Origin of the sequence: Halomonas halmophila (assembly GCF_006540005.1) — a bacterium.
GTDB classification, from domain to species: Bacteria; Pseudomonadota; Gammaproteobacteria; order Pseudomonadales; family Halomonadaceae; genus Halomonas; species Halomonas halmophila.
Genome location: NZ_BJOC01000030.1, coordinates 51,021 through 65,405, shown reverse-complemented (window position 1 = coordinate 65,405; position 14,385 = coordinate 51,021). Strand labels below are relative to the sequence as shown.

Annotated in this window: 13 protein-coding genes; 6 read left to right on the top strand and 7 right to left on the bottom strand. The window is 65.4% G+C overall.

Annotated features, from left to right (window positions below):
* The coding region (locus tag HHA01_RS11385; protein WP_141320781.1) for a TlpA disulfide reductase family protein at nt 1-811 on the bottom strand (811 nt) is incomplete at its 3' end.
* 119 nt (nt 812-930) lie between these two features.
* On the opposite strand from HHA01_RS11385, the gene HHA01_RS11380 reads away from it, so the two are divergent.
* The gene (locus HHA01_RS11380) at nt 931-1,146 is read left to right on the top strand and encodes a hypothetical protein (RefSeq protein WP_141320779.1); all 216 of its coding nucleotides are present in this window, start codon (nt 931-933) and stop codon (nt 1,144-1,146) included.
* 49 nt (nt 1,147-1,195) lie between these two features.
* Here HHA01_RS11380 and dkgB read toward each other — a convergent pair whose 3' ends face one another.
* Both dkgB and HHA01_RS11370 read right to left on the bottom strand, forming a co-directional pair.
* A complete protein-coding gene (gene dkgB, locus HHA01_RS11375; protein WP_141320777.1) occupies nt 1,196-2,011 on the bottom strand; it encodes a 2,5-didehydrogluconate reductase DkgB in 816 nt (271 codons plus the stop codon).
* Nucleotides 2,012-2,173: 162 nt separating this feature from the next.
* Nucleotides 2,174-3,091 carry a LysR family transcriptional regulator gene (locus HHA01_RS11370; RefSeq protein ID WP_141320775.1) on the bottom strand — a complete coding sequence of 306 codons (918 nt, stop codon included), beginning with the start codon at nt 3,089-3,091 and terminating at the stop codon, nt 2,174-2,176.
* Between the two features lie 148 nt (nt 3,092-3,239).
* Between HHA01_RS11370 and aptA the strand changes: the two genes are divergently transcribed.
* The 5 genes from aptA (at nt 3,240) to HHA01_RS11350 (ending at nt 8,588) form a co-directional block, all read left to right on the top strand.
* Nucleotides 3,240-4,580, top strand: coding sequence for an omega-aminotransferase AptA (aptA, locus tag HHA01_RS11365; protein ID WP_141320773.1), 1,341 nt, complete (start codon nt 3,240-3,242; stop codon nt 4,578-4,580).
* Between the two features lie 192 nt (nt 4,581-4,772).
* Nucleotides 4,773-6,263, top strand: coding sequence for a CoA-acylating methylmalonate-semialdehyde dehydrogenase (locus HHA01_RS11360; protein ID WP_141320770.1), 1,491 nt, complete (start codon nt 4,773-4,775; stop codon nt 6,261-6,263).
* A 76-nt stretch (nt 6,264-6,339) separates the two neighbouring features.
* Nucleotides 6,340-6,471, top strand: coding sequence for a hypothetical protein (locus HHA01_RS15020; protein WP_281285698.1), 132 nt, complete (start codon nt 6,340-6,342; stop codon nt 6,469-6,471).
* Nucleotides 6,472-6,516: 45 nt separating this feature from the next.
* A complete protein-coding gene (locus HHA01_RS11355; RefSeq protein ID WP_218023806.1) occupies nt 6,517-8,079 on the top strand; it encodes a sodium/proline symporter in 1,563 nt (520 codons plus the stop codon).
* The gene (locus HHA01_RS11350; RefSeq protein ID WP_141320768.1) at nt 8,076-8,588 is read left to right on the top strand and encodes a hypothetical protein; all 513 of its coding nucleotides are present in this window, start codon (nt 8,076-8,078) and stop codon (nt 8,586-8,588) included. The genes HHA01_RS11355 and HHA01_RS11350 overlap by 4 nt, the downstream gene beginning before the upstream one ends.
* Before the next feature lie 252 nt (nt 8,589-8,840).
* On the opposite strand, the gene HHA01_RS11345 is transcribed toward HHA01_RS11350, so the two are convergent.
* The 4 genes from HHA01_RS11345 to speB form a co-directional block, all read right to left on the bottom strand.
* A complete protein-coding gene (locus tag HHA01_RS11345) occupies nt 8,841-10,286 on the bottom strand; it encodes an aldehyde dehydrogenase family protein (RefSeq protein WP_141320766.1) in 1,446 nt (481 codons plus the stop codon).
* A 21-nt stretch (nt 10,287-10,307) separates the two neighbouring features.
* Entirely contained in the window at nt 10,308-11,939 is a 1,632-nt protein-coding gene (locus HHA01_RS11340; RefSeq protein ID WP_141320764.1) for a 5-guanidino-2-oxopentanoate decarboxylase, read from the bottom strand.
* Nucleotides 11,940-11,950: 11 nt separating this feature from the next.
* Entirely contained in the window at nt 11,951-13,336 is a 1,386-nt protein-coding gene (locus tag HHA01_RS11335; protein ID WP_141320762.1) for a YjiH family protein, read from the bottom strand.
* A gap of 67 nt (nt 13,337-13,403) precedes the next feature.
* Nucleotides 13,404-14,354 carry an agmatinase gene (gene speB / locus HHA01_RS11330; protein WP_141320760.1) on the bottom strand — a complete coding sequence of 317 codons (951 nt, stop codon included), beginning with the start codon at nt 14,352-14,354 and terminating at the stop codon, nt 13,404-13,406.
* Between the last annotated feature and the right edge of the window lie 31 nt (nt 14,355-14,385).

The window sequence follows — 14,385 nt, the reverse complement described above, 5'->3', positions numbered from 1 at the left end:
CAGACAAAGCCTTGTCGTCGGCCAGCCACTGGTTCAGGATCGCCGGCGTCAATTCGCCGACATGCTGGGTCACGGCCCGGCCCTGGTCATCGAACAGCAGGGTGGCCGGCAGGCCCTGGGCGTCGCTCCGGACCATCAGCGACTGGCGCGGGTCGAGCAGGGCGTGTTCGAAGGCCAGCCCCTGGGCGTCGAGATAACGCACCACCGGCATCAGGTCCTCGCCCTGATTGACCACCACCACGGTGACGTCGTCACGCCGGTCGGCCTTTTCGAGCAGCGGCATCTCGCGCCGGCAGGGCGGGCACCAGGTGGCCCACAGATTGACCAGCACATGCTCGTCGCGTATCGAGTCCAGCTCGACCGTCTCGCCCTGCAGGTTCTCCAGGCTGAGCTCGGGCAGCTGGCGCATGGCCATGCCGCCACCCAGCGGGGACCAGGCCGTCAGTGCCAGCCACATCAGGGCGGCGCCGAGGGTCAGGCCGGTAGCGCCGAGCAGGGCCGCGAGCCGATCGCGCAGTGACCACAGGGTCCAGGCCAGGGCCGCCAGCAGGCCGATCACGCCATGAAAGCCGGGCAGCCAGAGCTTGAGGATATCCCAGGGCGCCTGGGTATAGGCCTCCAGGTTCAGGGCCACATGGCCGAGCCGCGCCGCCACCAGCCAGACGATGACCAGGCCGTTGAACCAGCGCACATGGCGCTGGCGGGGAAGCCCCAGCAAGAAGGCGCTGAGCAGCAACAGCAGCAGGGTGACGGCGAGCGCGTAGAGGCGGGGCAGCGGTACCAGTACGGGCCCCAGGGCAATGGCTTCCATGATGTGGCTCGGGTTTCCGGGTCAAGGGTCGGCGCGTCGCGCCGGACCGGTTACACTTGTCGCGTTCGTCTGCCAAGCCTACTGCCGGTGGGCGGGGCTGTCATCCAGCAGGAGCACGCATGGCAAGAGAGTCCTTCGATACCCTTCGCGCCCTGGCCATCGCCAGTCAGGCGATCGGCTTCATCCTCATCATCACCCTGGAGACCCTGATGGGCGACGCGGCGCGCCCCTGGCAGGGCTGGACCCTGGCCGCCATGGTCGTCGCGGCGCTGTGTCTCGCCGTGGCGCGCCTCTACCGCCGCAACAAGGCCCGCAAGCGGCGCGACCTGAGCTGAGGTCGATGGCGGCCCCTGAGGCCCCGGACCGCCTCGTCTGCCACCGGGGTTACTGGTCCCAGTCCGGGGCAATGCTCGGGTTGGCGATGCGCTCGCCGCGATCCAGGGTGGCGATCTCGGCCATTTCCTCGTTGCTCAGGATGATGTCCAGGGCCTCGATGTTGCGCTTGAGGTTGGCTTCCTTGGTGGAGGACGGGAAGGTCACGATCTCCAGCTGGTTGAGCCAGGCAATGGCGATCTGCGCCGGGGTGGCATCATGGACGGCGGCGATCTGCTGCAGGGTCGCATCCTCCATGACCTTGCCGACGGCCAGCGGCATGAAGGCCGTCACGGCAATGTCGTGACTCTGGCAGTGAGCCACCAGGTTGCGGTTCTGCAGGAAGGGGTGAACCTCGATCTGATTGGTCAGCAGGGTATCCGCGCCGAGGATGTCGAGTGCCTGGTCGACCTGGGCGCGGGTGAAGTTCGACACTCCGATATGCTGCGTCTTGCCGGCCTGCTGGACGTCACGCAGGGCCAGCATGTAATCGTTCATGGGGACCTCGTCGCCGGGCGAGGGCCAGTGGATCAGCAGCAGGTCGACCGCGTCCATGTCGAGCCGTTCCAGGCTCTCGTCGACACTGGCCTTGAGGTCGTCCGGCTGGAGGCGGTCGTGCCAGACCTTGGTGGTCACGAAGATCTCGTCGCGCGGCACGTCGCTTTCGGCAATGGCGGCGCCGACATCGGCCTCGTTGCCGTAGAACTGGGCCGTGTCGATGTGCCGATAGCCAAGCTTCAGGGCGGTATGGATCATGTTGCGCACGGTTTCGCCTTCCAGGCGGTAGGTGCCGAGGCCGGGGTTGGGCAGCGCGGGATGAGGACTCATGTTGGCTCCATGCTATGGGGGTATTATCCGGATAGTTATCTGGTCGTGACGGGACATGCCGACGACCGGTGCTTAACCGGCTAACAGATTAGTCGTTTTACGCCAATTTTGCGCTTTCGTGGCAAATGGGTCGAGAGGGGGCATCCATCCAGCGATCAGTCGTCAGGCCGCCAGGCGTTCCAGCTCCTCGAGATAACGCTCCAGCACCAGGTTGGGCGGTGCCCCCTTGCGGGTGATGGCGCTGTAATGCGTCAGATAGTGCCAGTGATGGGCATCCAGGGCGCGCATGCGGCCATCCCGCACCCAGCGCTCGGCATAGTGGGTCGGCAGGTAGCCGAGGTAGCGGCCGGAGAGAATGAGAAAGGCGATGCCCTCGCGGTCGGTGGCCGAGGCGGCGGCCTTCAACGGCTCATGCATGGCCTTGATGGCCGATGTCTGGGCATAGGCCGGGAGCACCGCGTCGTGTTCGGCGAGCTCGGCGGCGGTAACGCTCTCGGCCTCGAACAGCGCATGCCCGGCAGCACAGTAGAGGCGTGATTCCTCGGCGTAGAGCGGGCGGTAGTGCAGGCCGGGCAGGGGCTTGAGGCTGGGGATCACCCCGGTGTGCAGGCGTCCGTCGAGCACGGCCAGTTCGATGTCGTTGGGCGGAATCATGCGGATATTGATGTGCACATCCGGGCCGCGCTCCTTGAGCGCACTCAGGGCATCGGTGATCAGCATCTCGGGCATGGTCACCAGATTGTCGGTGATGCCGATGTTCAGCTCGCCCTTGAGGCGGGCATGCAGGCCGTTGATCCGGGTGCGGAAGCCTTCCGTCGAGGCCAGCAACTGCAGTGTCGCCTCATACACCTCGGCGCCCTCATCGGTCAGCGCGAAGCCGCTGCGCCCGCGCTGGCAGAGCCGCAGGCCGAGCCGGGTCTCCAGGTCACTCATGGCCATGCTGATGGCGGCACGGCTGATGTTCAGTTCCACCTCCGCCGCGGAGAAGCCGCCGCACTCCACCACCTTGCGATAGATGCGCAGCAGGCGCAGGTCGGCATCGCTGACTTGACCGGCCAGTGCTTCACGCTGTCGCGACATGACATCTCACCCTTCGAGGGACATAAGCCAGCCTAAAAGTTAACCGGATGCTTACACGAGATTCAATATATACAGATTTAATGGCTTATGGACCGCGACTAGCCTGACAACAAGACATTCCCTTCCAACCACAATGGGCAGGAACGACATGTCAGGTCACCACGCCGCACTGGGCGGTCTCAGCGCCGAGCAACTCGATGCCTACTGGATGCCCTACACCGGCAACCGCCAGTTCAAGCGCGATCCGCGGATCATCGTCAGCGCCGAGGGCTCTTACCTGAAGGACGCCGAGGGACGGCGCATCTATGATGGTCTCTCCGGCCTCTGGACCTGCGGTGCCGGGCACTGTCGCCCGGAGATCACCGAGGCCGTCAGCCGTCAGCTGGGCGAGCTTGATTACTCACCGGCCTTCCAGTTCGGCCACCCCAGAGCCTTCGAGCTGGCGCACCGCTTGCGCGGCCTGATGCCGGCGGATCTGAACTACACCTTCTTTACCGGCTCCGGCTCCGAGAGTGCCGATACTTCGTTGAAGATCGCGCGGGCCTATTGGCGCAAGAAGGGCAAGCCGGGCAAGACCAAGCTGATCGGCCGCTCCAAGGGCTATCATGGTGTCAACTTCGGCGGTATCAGCCTGGGCGGCATCGGCGCCAATCGCGTGCTCTTCGGTCAGGGCGTCGATGCCGACCATCTGCCCCATACGCTGCTGAAGGACAATGCCTTCACGCGGGGCATGCCCGAGCGCGGTGCCGACCAGGCCGATGAACTGCTGGAACTGATCGCCCTGCACGATGCCTCGAACATCGCCGCGGTGATCGTCGAACCGCTGGCCGGCTCGGCCGGGGTGATCCCGCCACCCAAGGGCTACCTCGAGCGCCTGCGCGCGATCTGTGATCAGCACGATATCCTGCTGATCTTCGACGAGGTCATCACCGGCTTCGGCCGCATGGGGGCGATGACCGGCGCCGAGGAGTTCGGCGTGGTGCCGGACATCCTCAACGTTGCCAAGCAGCTGACCAACGGCGCCGTGCCCATGGGCGGGGTCATCGTGCGGGACGAGATCTACCAGACCTTCATGGAGCAGGGTGGCCCCGACTACATGCTCGAGCTGCCCCATGGCTATACCTACTCGGGCCACCCGGTGGCCTGTGCCGCCGCCATGGCGGCGCTGGACGTGCTCGAGAACGACCGCCTGATCGAGCGGGTGCGCGAGATGAGCCCGGTCTTCGAGGAAGCCCTGCACAGCCTCAAGGGCTCGCCTCATGTCAGCGACATCCGCAACTACGGTCTTGCCGGCGCCCTGCAGATCGACCCCTATCCCGGAGAACCGGCACGACGCCCCTTCGAGATCGCCATGAAGTGCTGGGAGAAAGGCTTCTATGTGCGCTACGGCGGCGACACCATCCAGCTCGGCCTGCCGTTCATCGTCGAACGCGAGGAAATCGACCGGCTCATCAACGCACTGGGCGACGCACTCGGTGAGCAGGGTTGAATCAGGCGATGCCTGTCGAGATGCGCTGCTCACTGCCTCTGGGCGATGAGCTTACCCGTCGACAAGCCTCCGCGAGGGCGCTGTGAACCCTTCCATGGGCGCTACATCCGCCATCCATGGCGGATGACCCTCGCTTCGCCTTGTCCCCGGCGCTCATCTTACTGACTTCTTACTTCTTATAACGAGGAACCCATGACCACACTCGGCCATCTGATCAACGGCTCACGCGTCGCCGGCGAAGGGCGCCACCAGGACATCTTCAACCCCTCCACCGGCGAGGTCGGTAGCCGGGTGAGTCTGGCCAGCAAGGCCACCGTCGAGGACGCCATCGCCGCCGCCGAGGCCGCCTTCCCGGCCTGGCGTGATACACCACCCGCCAAGCGCGCCCGGGTAATGTTCAACTTCAAGCAACTGCTGGAACAGAACGCCGACGAGATCGCCCGGCTGATTGGCCAGGAGCACGGCAAGATCGTTCACGACGCCAAGGGCGAACTGCAGCGCGGCATCGAGAATGTCGAGTATGCCTGCGGCGCACCGGAGCTGCTCAAGGGCGAACACAGCAAGAACACCGGCCCGGGCATCGACTCCTGGAGCGAATTCCAGCCGCTGGGCGTAGTCGCCGGCATCACGCCGTTCAACTTCCCGGCCATGGTGCCGCTGTGGATGTACCCGATGGCCATCGCCTGCGGCAACACCTTCGTGCTCAAGCCCTCCGAGCGCGACCCGAGCGCAGTTCTCTACATCGCCGAGCTGGCGCTGGAAGCCGGTCTCCCGGCAGGCGTGCTCAACGTGGTCAATGGTGACAAGGAAGCCGTCGACACCCTGCTCGACGATGCCCGCGTGCAGGCCGTAAGCTTCGTCGGGTCCACGCCCATCGCCGAGGCCATCTACGCCCGCGCCAGCGCCAACGGCAAGCGCTGCCAGGCCCTGGGTGGCGCCAAGAACCATGCCATCGTGATGCCCGATGCCGACATGGACAACGTGGCCAATTCGCTGACCGGCGCGGCCTTCGGCTCCTCCGGTGAGCGTTGCATGGCGCTCTCCGTGGCCGTCGCCGTGGGCGATGATGCCGCCGACGCCATGATCGACAAGCTCAAGGCGCAGATGCCCTCGCTCAAGGTTGGCCCCTACCACGATGCCGACAACGACTTCGGCCCGGTGATCACCCGGGCCCATCAGGAGCAGGTCTGCGGCTATATCGACAGCGCCGAGCAGCAGGGCGCCAGCATCGTGGTCGATGGCCGCGGCGTACAGGTGCCGGGCCACGAAAACGGCTTCTACGTCGGCGGCACCCTGATCGACCACGTCACCCCCGAGATGACCTGCTACCAGGAAGAAATCTTCGGCCCGGTACTGCTGGTGGTGCGTGCCCGCTCCATGGAAGAGGCCATGCAGTTGATCGACGATCACGAATACGGCAACGGCACCTGCATCTATACCCGCGACGGCGAGGCGGCGCGCTACTTCAGCGACCGCATCCAGGTCGGCATGGTCGGCATCAACGTGCCGCTGCCGGTGCCGGTCTCCTACCACAGCTTCGGCGGCTGGAAGCGCTCACTGTTCGGCGACCTCGCCGCCTACGGCCCGGACGCCGTGCGCTTCTACACCAAGCGCAAGACCATCACCCAGCGCTGGCCCTCCTCCGGGGTGCGCGAAGGCGCACAGTTCTCCTTCCCGTCTTGAGAAAAGTGTCGCCCTCGTTATCGAGGGCAGTGTTGTCTTTCAGGGTCGGCTCGATCCGCAGCAAGCAGGAGGCGCGATGTTCGGATTACCCACTTCGACCACCTGGCTCGTCATTGGCGTGCCGGTGTTCTGGATTCTCTACACCCTGGGATTCCTGTGGGTGACACGGGGATGGCCGGGACTCAAGAAGTCGGGGCGCGAGGAATAGCCCCGTCCCGCAAATGAACGGCATGACAACAACAAGGAGGCATGAGTGAATTCGACGGTACTACTTTTTCTCGCGCTGTACTTCCTGGCCATGCTGGCGGTGGGCATCGTTGCCATGCGTCGAGGCGGCTCGAACAGCATGGAAGGCTATTACCTGAGTGGTCGTAATGTCGGTCCTCTGGTGACGGCCATGACTATGCAATCGACGTCAATGAGCGGCTACATGTTCCTCGGTGCCGGCTCCTTGGGGTACACCCAAGGCTACTATGGCTTCTGGTATGCGGCGGGCGACATCGGCGGTGGTGTTGTCAACCTCTCCGTGCTCGGCAGACGCATGCGCAAGCTGTCCCAGATTATGGGCGCCCTGACCTCGATCGAGTATCTAGAGAAACGCTATCCCAGCAAGTGGGTTCGACTTATTTCGGCGCTGCTCTCTGTCTTTCTGCTGGGGGCCTATGTACTGGCGCAGTTCATCGCAGGTGGCAAGGGCCTGGAAATGGTGACGGGCCTGCCCTACGAGGTCTCCCTGTTGATCGCCGTGGCCGTGATCCTGGCCTATACACTGATGGGTGGGTATGGAGCGGTGGCTTACACGGATTTGCTACAGAGCCTGGTCATGCTGGTTGGCATCGTCTGGATCCTGTTCGCCACGCTCCAGGAAGTTGGCGGACTGACTGCCGCCAACGAGGCTCTCGCCACCCTTGATCCAACCCTGTTGTCCGTCTGGGGCAGGGGTCTGGCCTACGAGGGACAGTGGGGCATCGTGCTTGGCGCGCTGCTGATCTTCTCGATCGGTTACATGGGTTGGCCTCATGTGGTGACGCGTCACATGGCAATGCGCAACCCCTTCCATGCTCGACGTGCCGGTGTCTATTCGACGCTCTGGAACCTGGTGTTCGTGAGCGCTCCCTACATTCTGGGGACGTTGGCAATTCTGGTTCTGCCGGATCTCGATGATCCCGAACAAGCCATTTTCGCCCTGGCACAGAGCCTGCTGCCGGCCGCTGTCGTCGGTATCGTGATGGCGGCGATCATGGCGGCCATCATGTCCACGGCGGATTCCATCCTGCTGCAGACGGGCAGTATTGCGGCGCGTGACCTCTATGAGCGCTTCATCAATCCGCGGATGGAAGAAAAGCAGATGGTCCGGGTATCGCAGCTGATCGTGCTGCTGCTCGGCATGGCATGTGCCTTGATTGCCCTGTTCGAGCCTCCAGCCGTGTTCTCGATCGTGGTCTTCACCACGTCGGTGCTGGGTAGTGCCTTCCTGCCGGCTTATGTGGCTGCGGTGTGGTGGAAGAAGGCCAATACGCCGGGGGCCCTGGCTTCGATCGTCGTCGGTGCTGTCGTTGCCTTCTTGTGGAAGTATCTCGGGCTGGAGGGAGCGACCGAGATTCATCCCATGCTGGCCGGCCTGGTGCTGTCGAGTGTCACCATGGTCACCATCAGCCTGGCGACACAACGCCGACATCCCGTGCCGGAACACATCCTGAGGGCCATGGAGGAAACGGAAGAGCTGCGTCCCCTGCCGAGATCGTTGGCTTCCAGGCAGAGTTTCGAAATGGCCCATGAAGCATTGACGCTCAAATCCGCCGAGCGGCCGACATGAAGGAGGCTCTGCTGAACGAGGTCGTCGATACAGAGGAGGCCTGGCTGGCAGCCAGGCTTCCTCGGGACGACGTGGTGAGACGGGTCGCGGGAATCGACACCTCTCTGGATGCCCGGGAAGTCCAGGCCGTGGGCTTTCCTTACCTGTTGTTCACGTTCCGTTGGGAGTCGCGGCGCTGGGGACGAACGCGCCAGGAGCTGATGAGCTGTCTAGTGGATCGCTGCCAGGGCGTCAGTACGACGCTGGAGCGCATTGAGTTCGGCTCGCCTCCGGCTTCGCCGCTGTGTTTGCAGCCCGAACTCGACACTCCGCCTCTAGAGCGCAAGGCACGCCAGCACGTGATGCAGGTACGGCGCCATCGCTTGAAAAGGCGAGCGGCCTCGGGACTGGAACTGGTCGAGCAGCAGTGGGTGAGAAAGCCCTTGTGGCGGGTAGTGGCCCGCCACGAGAGGTATGGCGACATCGAGTTGTTGCTGGATGGCGTGACCGGTGGTTACTACGTGATATAACGGATGTCGCGCTTAGGGAAGCGCTGCTTAAATGCCTGCGCGTGCCAATCGCTGTGCTATAGCCGCCATCCTTGGCGGCTACCCTGCGGGCCAGTCTGAAGACGGTTCAAGTTTGCTCCTGGCGAACTTGTGCGTGGTGCTCGAAAGTTCACCTAACTAACTGTCATGTCGAGCTTTCTGTGCTCCGTGTGCCTAGCGCTTCACTACACTCGGCGATTTCTTCCGCGTTTCCCTTACTCGCGTCAGTGGAGTTCATTCCCGCCCGATCAGGTGCTTGACCTCCAGGTAGGCGGCAAGTCCCCAGGGGCCGAGTTCGCGGCCGATGCCGCTGTGCTTGAAACCGCCCCAGCCAACTTCCGGCATCACCAGCTGTTCGCTGTTGATCCAGATGCTGCCGGCGCGCAGGGCGCGGCCGATGCGGCGGGCACGTTCGGTGTCGCCGGCAATGACGGTGGCGGCGAGCCCGAAGTCGGAGTCGTTGGCCAGCTCGATGGCTTCTGCCTCGCTCTCGACACTGCGGGCGCAGAGTACCGGGCCGAAGATTTCCTCGCGCCACAGCCGGCTGTCGGTGGGCACGTCTCGATACAGCGTCGGCGCGATGAACTCGCCCTGATCCGGCAAGGCGCGATGCCGGGCGTCGCGTACCGCGACCAGCCCTTCGTCGGCGGCGATATCCAGATAACCTTCGACGCTCTGTCGCTGGCGGGCGCTGGTCATGGGTCCCATGTCGGTGTCGTCGCTCAGGGGGTCGCCCAGGCGAATGGCGTCGATGCGCCGCCCCAGTGCGTCGTACAGGGCATCGGCCAGCGAATGGTGGACGAGCAGCCGCGAGGTGGCCGAGCAGATCTGGCCGCTGTTGAAGTAGATGCCGGCCATCACCCAGTCGGCGGCCTGTTCCAAATCGGCGTCATCGAGCACCAGGATCGGCGATTTGCCGCCAAGCTCCAGGGAAACGCCGCGTACTCCGTCGGCGGCGGCACGCATCACCTTCTCGCCCACCGCGTTACTGCCGGTGAAGGACAGCTTGTCGATGCCGGGATGCGCGGTGAGCGGGGCGCCGATGCCCTCGCCGTCGCCGTGCACCAGATTGAGCACGCCGGCAGGCAGGTCGATGGCCTCGGCGAACTCGGCCAGGGCCTGCTCGGGCAACGGGGTGATTTCCGAGGGCTTGAAGACCACGGTGCAGCCGGCGGCCAGTGCCGGGGCAATCTTCCAGGCGCTGGTCACGAGCGGGAAATTCCAGGGCGTGATCAGTCCGACCACGCCGGCCGGGTCCTCGTAGGTGCGTGCCGTGACGCCCTCCATGCCGTGTTCCACCGGGCGTCCCTGACGAGCTTCCAGGGCCCGGGCCTGGCCGGCATAGTAGCGATAGCAGGCGATGGCGTCGTCCAGGTCGATGGCGGTTTCGGCCAATGCCTTGCCGTTGTTGGTGGACGAGAGCCGCATCAGCGCCTCGCGTCGCTGTTCCAGATGTGTAGCCATGGCCTCGAGATAGGGCGCACGGCCATCGCCCCCGAGCGCCTGCCAGACCGGTTGGGCCCGCCGGGCGGCGGTCACCGCGGCATCCACATCGGCCGGGTCGCCGCCAGTGACCTCGGCGATCTGCCGTTGCTGGTAAGGATCGGTCACCGCCAGGCGGCGTTGGCCCTGGCTCTCGACCCAGTGGTTATCGATGAACTGCTTGGTCAGTCGTTGCACGGTAAAGCTCCGAATCCGGGATCAAGCGTGGGCGATGGTGTCGGCCCAGGCGGCGGCGTCGACCTCGATCAGCAAGGGGCCGTCGGCCGGCCGGGTGGCCAGGGCACGGGTCAGCTCGTCAGGAGTGGCGACTCGTGTGGCGGCGCAGCCGAAGCCTGCCGCCAGCATCTGGAAATCCGGGGAGCGGAGGTCCACCCCGAGTCGCTCGACGCCGGCATCGTCCATGAAACGACGAATCTCCTCGTAGCCCTGGTTATGCCACAGCAGGATCACCAGTGGCAGCCGCTCTTCCACGGCACAGGCCAGTTCGGGGAGGGTGAACATGATGCCGCCGTCACCGACCAGCGAGACGACCGGCAGGTCGGGACGGCCGAGCTGCGCCCCCATCGCCGCCGGGAGTCCGTAGCCGAGGGTGCCGTAGCCGGTGGAGGCGTTGAAGAAGCGCCGGGGCGCGGGCTGTGACACAAGGTGATTGGCGGCATAGGTGGTGGCGCAGGAGTCGCCGACCAGAATCGCCTCGGGCAACGCCTCGGCCAGCGTCGCGAACAGCGGCGCATAATCGGCAAAGGCGGGGGCCCGGGGCAGGTCGAGGGCATCCAGGGCGTCACGGGTACGCTCGGAGCCCCGGCGCTCGAGTCGTTCTGGGAAATGAGGCGCCAGAGCGTTCAAGGCCAGGCCGGCATCGGCGCAGATGGCCAGAGCAGCGTGCTGGTTGCGGGCCAGTTGCTCGGCATCGATATCGATACGGATCAGTCGGCCGGAGAGCGCGAAGCCACCGTCGAACACCACGTCGTAGTCGGTTTCGCCGAGCTCGGTGCCGACGGCGAGTATCACATCGGCCTCGTTGGCCAGACGGCGCACCGCCGGCAGTGAGGCATTGGCCCCGAGGTCCAGGGGATGGTCGCGGCCCAGCAGCCCCTTGGCGTTGATGGTGGTGACGGTAGGGGCATCGAGGCCCTCGACCAGCCGACGGGCCGCGTCGGCGGCATCCACGCAGCCGCCGCCCAGCAGCACCAGCGGGCGTTCGGCCTCGCGCAGCCAGGTGGCGGCCTCGCGGATGGCGGTGGTAGCGGGCGCCGGGGGCGACGGACGCAGGCGTTGCCAATGTGTGGGGGGTGTCACCGGAGCATTGAAGAGGTCGATGGGTATCTCGATATGCACCGGGCCGGGCCGACGGCTGTCGAACACCGCGAAGGCCCGCGCCAGGGCTTCCGGCAGCCCCTCGGGATCGAGCAGGGTATGGCTGAAGCGCGAGACGCCGGCCAGCAATTGCTGCTGGCAGGGTAGCTCGTGGAGCCGTCCCTGACCGCGCCCCAGGGTGTCGCGGCGATTGACGCTGGAGATCACCAGCATGGGCACGGAATCGGCCAGTGCCTGACCCATGGCGGTGGCGATGTTGGTCATTCCCGGCCCGGTGATGATGAAACAGACCCCGGGCTTGCCGGTGGCCCGGGCATAGCCGTCGGCCATGAAGCCGGCACCTTGCTCGTGGCGCGGCGTGATGTGGCGCAGGCCGCTGTCGTGCAGGCCGCGGTAGAGCTCCACGGTGTGCACGCCCGGGATGCCGAAGATGGTATCCGCCTGGTAGGTATCGCGCAGCAGGCGGATCAGCAATTCGGCGCAGGTCATGTCATGTCGGGTGGCATCATTCATGAAAGGGCTCCTCAGCCGACCAGCCAGTGGCCCATGACCACGATGATCGGCAGGGTGATGGCGGTACGCAGCAGGAAGATGACCACCAGCTCCCAGAGCTTGAGCGGAATTCTGGACTTCAGCAGCAGGGCGCCGATCTCGGACATGTAGATCAGCTGGGTCAGCGACAGGCAGGCGATCACGAAGCGGGTCAGCTCGCTCTCGATGTCGCTGGCCAGCACCGCCGGCAGGAACATGTCGGCGAAGCCCACCAGGGTGGCCGGCGCGGCGGCCGCGGCTTCGGGCACGCGCATCCACTCGAGGATCGGCACCATGGGGTACGACAACCAGGTGAACAGCGGCGTGAACTCGGCGAGCACCAGGGCCACTGTGCCGATGGCGATCACCAGCGGCAGCAGGCCGAAGAAGATGTCGGCGACGTTGAACAGCGCGCGGCGCAGCAGTTGGCGCGCCCCGGGCGCCTTCTCCGCCCGGGCGACGGCCATGCCGAGGCTGTAGCGCAGCAGGCCGGCGGAGCCGGTACGTTCCTCGGCGATCTGACAACCCGCCGGCTCGTAGTAGGTGTTCGGCTTGCGTGACAGAGGCGGCAGGCGCGGCACGATCACCGCGGCGACCAGGCCGGCCACCACGACCGTCAGGTAGAAGGGAATGAAGAGGTGGTTGATGCCGATGAAACTGGTCACCAGCAGGGCGAAGGCGATGGAGACGATCGAGAAGTTGGTGGCGATCGCCGAGGCTTCACGCCGGTTGTAGTAGCCCTGTTCGTATTGCTGGGTGGTGATCAGCACGCCCACGGTGCCCGAGCCCATCCAGGAAGCGGTGGCGTCGATGGCGCTGCGGCCCGGCAGGCCGAAAATCTTGCGAAAGGGCGTGCGCACCAGGCTGCCGATGAACTCCATGAAGCCGAAGTCGACCAGGAAAGGCAGCAGCAGAGCGGCAAAGAAGAAGAAGGTCAGCAGGACCGGCGCCAGGTCGTTGAGCATCACCCCGCCGGTGAAGGAGGCGGTGATCACGCCCGGCCCGACCTGGAAGAAGGTCATCAACGCGAAGACGGCACCCAACAGGCGCATCGCCATCCATAGAGGCGCCACGTCGAACAGCTCCCCCAGGGCGTTATCCCGGGCCCAGCCCGGCTTGGTGAACTTGACCAGCAGCGTCAATAGCGCCGAAGCGCACAGCACGACCGTGGCGATGGCGGGCAGGGCGTCGCCGAGCAACGCCTTGAGGCCGTCGGCAAGAAGGCCCATGCCGATGTTGATGGTGTCGCCCGTGGAGAAGGGCACCAGGAACATGCCGATGCCGATCAAGGAGGGCACGAGGAACTTGAGCAGGCCGGCCTTGCCCAGAGGGGCGCCGCCTGCTGCGGTATTCGGTGTGGAGTCGAGAGAGGAAGACATGGTGAAACCCTGTTTGGCGTTGTAATGGGGATGCCCGGCCGCAGTGCCGGGCAGGTACGGTCGGGTGTCAGTCGCGATGCTGGACGCCGGGCAGCACGCACAGCATCTCGTAGAGCAGAGTGGCGCCCATCAGTGCGGTGTTGCCGCTGGTGTCGTAGGGCGGCGCCACCTCGACCAGGTCGCCGCCGACCACGTTGAGCCCCTGGGCGCCGCGCACGATCTCGAGTCCCTGCTGGGCGGTCAGGCCGCCCATCTCGACGGTGCCGGTGCCCGGGGCCACCGAGGGATCCAGGCCGTCGATGTCGAAGGAGATATAGACCGGGCGGTCGCCCATCTGTTCGCGAACCTCGGCCATCAGGCGCGCCAGCGACTTGTACCAGCACTCCTCGGCGGTGACGACGCGGAAACCCTGCTCGCGGCACCAGTCGAAATCGTCGGCCGCATAGCCGGTGCCGCGCAGGCCGATCTGGACGACGCGGTTGCTGTCCAGCAGGCCCTCTTCCTGGGCACGGCGGAAGGGGCAGCCGTGCGCGACCTCCTCGCCGAACATCTGCTCGTTGATGTCGGCGTGGGCGTCGATATGAATCAGCCCGACCGGCCCGTGTTTCCTGGCGATGGCGCGCAGCACGGGCCAGGTCAGGGTGTGGTCGCCGCCCAGGGTCAGCGGCACGCAGTCCCGGGCGAGCACGGCGTCATAGTGGCGCGTGATGATGTCGAGGTTCTTGGGCAGGTTGAAGGTGTTGATCGGTACGTCGCCGATGTCGGCCACCTGCAGGCTGTCGAAGGGGGCGGCGCGGGTCGCCATGTTGTAGGGGCGCAGCATGCGCGACTCGTCGCGGATCTGGCGCGGCCCCAGGCGCGTCCCGGGACGGTTCGAGGTGCCGATGTCCATGGGGATGCCGAGGAAGGCGGCATCCAGGCCGGCGGCGTCGTCCTGGGTGGGCAGGCGCATCATGGTGGAAGGGCCGCCGAAGCGCGGCATCTCGTTGCCGCCGAGGGGCTGGTTGAAATGGCTCATGGTGGTCTTCCCGAGTCGTGGTGATTGTCCT

Excerpts from the sequence above, each read along its gene's own strand:
- HHA01_RS11380 (WP_141320779.1), top strand. The coding sequence starts at position 931 with ATGGCAAGAGAGTCCTTCGATACCCTTCGCGCCCTGGCCATCGCCAGT.
- dkgB (WP_141320777.1), bottom strand. The coding sequence starts at position 2,011 with ATGAGTCCTCATCCCGCGCTGCCCAACCCCGGCCTCGGCACCTACCGC.
- HHA01_RS11370 (WP_141320775.1), bottom strand. The coding sequence starts at position 3,091 with ATGTCGCGACAGCGTGAAGCACTGGCCGGTCAAGTCAGCGATGCCGAC.
- aptA (WP_141320773.1), top strand. The coding sequence starts at position 3,240 with ATGTCAGGTCACCACGCCGCACTGGGCGGTCTCAGCGCCGAGCAACTC.
- HHA01_RS11360 (WP_141320770.1), top strand. The coding sequence starts at position 4,773 with ATGACCACACTCGGCCATCTGATCAACGGCTCACGCGTCGCCGGCGAA.
- HHA01_RS15020 (WP_281285698.1), top strand. The coding sequence starts at position 6,340 with ATGTTCGGATTACCCACTTCGACCACCTGGCTCGTCATTGGCGTGCCG.
- HHA01_RS11350 (WP_141320768.1), top strand. The coding sequence starts at position 8,076 with ATGAAGGAGGCTCTGCTGAACGAGGTCGTCGATACAGAGGAGGCCTGG.
- HHA01_RS11340 (WP_141320764.1), bottom strand. The coding sequence starts at position 11,939 with ATGAATGATGCCACCCGACATGACATGACCTGCGCCGAATTGCTGATC.
- HHA01_RS11335 (WP_141320762.1), bottom strand. The coding sequence starts at position 13,336 with ATGTCTTCCTCTCTCGACTCCACACCGAATACCGCAGCAGGCGGCGCC.
- speB (WP_141320760.1), bottom strand. The coding sequence starts at position 14,354 with ATGAGCCATTTCAACCAGCCCCTCGGCGGCAACGAGATGCCGCGCTTC.